The organism is Streptomyces niveiscabiei (assembly GCF_001419795.1).
Lineage (GTDB): Bacteria > Actinomycetota > Actinomycetes > Streptomycetales > Streptomycetaceae > Streptomyces > Streptomyces niveiscabiei.
This window is the reverse complement of record NZ_LIRL01001436.1, coordinates 1-1,153: the sequence shown is the minus strand read 5'-3', so window position 1 is coordinate 1,153 and position 1,153 is coordinate 1. Positions and strand designations below refer to the sequence as shown.

Genomic DNA, 1,153 nt, shown 5'->3' with positions numbered 1-1,153 from the left:
CCACCGGAAGCGCCCCCCCGACCACCCGGGACCCGGCCGCCGGGCCCCCCACCCGGCATCACGCCCGACTTCGCCACGGCACCACCCCCACACACCGCCCGCCCCGGTCCAGCAGCCGCCCCATGTGCTTCACCGTCCGCAGCACCACCGACCGGTCCACCACCGTCAGCCGGGGCAGCTTCCCCGCCACATACGCCTCGAAGACGTGCACATCCCGCAGATCCCGCAGCCACACATCGACCAGGAGATTGGCCGGCCCCGCCGTGATCGCGCACATCCGCACCTCCCGCACCCCGGCCAGCACCCGCGTCGTCCGCTCCACGTACGGCGCCGGCACGGACGCGAAGTAGACCGCCGACAACGGCCACCCCGACAGCGGCCGGGCCAGATCACACCGCAGATGCAGCCGCGAGGCCAGCAGCGAACGCACCCGGCGCCGCAACGTCGTCGGACTCACCCCCGTCGCCGACGAGGCGCGCCGGCACGGCGGTCGGCCCGTCGCCGCGCACGCGCAGGGCAACGCGGGCATCCTCAACGCGATCCGAGGGGGCGTCACCAGCGTCGAGCACGGGTACGGCCTCGACGACCGCGCCCTCGACCTCGCGGGCGAGCGCGGCGTGTTCGTCGTACCGACCCTGTCGACCGTGTACGCCGGGATCCTGCTCGCCGTGAAGGCCGCCGCCGGGCTCGACTCGATCGGGCTCACCGGGTTCTGGGCGCTGGTCGCGTTCGTCCTGCTCGCGGCCTGCCTGAACCTGTTCATCGTCTCCGGCTCGGCCCTGTGGTCGCTGGTCGGGCCCGTCTTCGTCCCCGCCTTCATGCTGCTCGGCATGAGCCCCGCGCTCAGCCAGGCCGCGTTCCGCATCGGCGACTCCGCGACCGGGATCATCACGCCGATGAACCCGTACGTCTTCCTCCTCCTCGCGATGCTCCGCCGCTACGAACCCGACGCGCGCATCGGCACGCTGATCTCCCGCCTCGCCATCTTCACCGTCCCCTTCCTCGCGGTGTGGCTCGTCATCCTGGCCGTCTTCTACGGCTTCGACCTGCCGCTCGGGCCGGGCGCGCGGATCGGGCTGGAGTGAGACGCCCACACCGGGGGCGCGCGCCGGTCCGCGCACGCCATCGGCCACCCCACCCCGCAGCACACCCC

The 1,153-nt window shown here is 73.5% G+C and carries 1 protein-coding gene and 1 pseudogene; one reads left to right on the top strand and one right to left on the bottom strand.

The annotated features are described in order from the left end of the window. Nucleotides 1–58 precede the first annotated feature (58 nt). Nucleotides 59–529: an Lrp/AsnC family transcriptional regulator gene (locus AOK24_RS52450; protein ID WP_276206907.1), complete on the bottom strand. Its 471-nt coding sequence runs from the start codon at nucleotides 527–529 to the stop codon at nucleotides 59–61. Between AOK24_RS52450 and AOK24_RS44765 the strand changes: the two are divergent. Beyond that, a pseudogene (locus tag AOK24_RS44765) lies at nucleotides 462–1,085 on the top strand (AbgT family transporter); the annotation flags it as partial. The gene AOK24_RS52450 and the pseudogene AOK24_RS44765 overlap by 68 nt on opposite strands. Nucleotides 1,086–1,153 lie beyond the last annotated feature (68 nt).

Coding starts and splice junctions, on each gene's coding strand:
- AOK24_RS52450 (WP_276206907.1), bottom strand. CDS start 529: ATGCCCGCGTTGCCCTGCGCGTGCGCGGCGACGGGCCGACCGCCGTGC.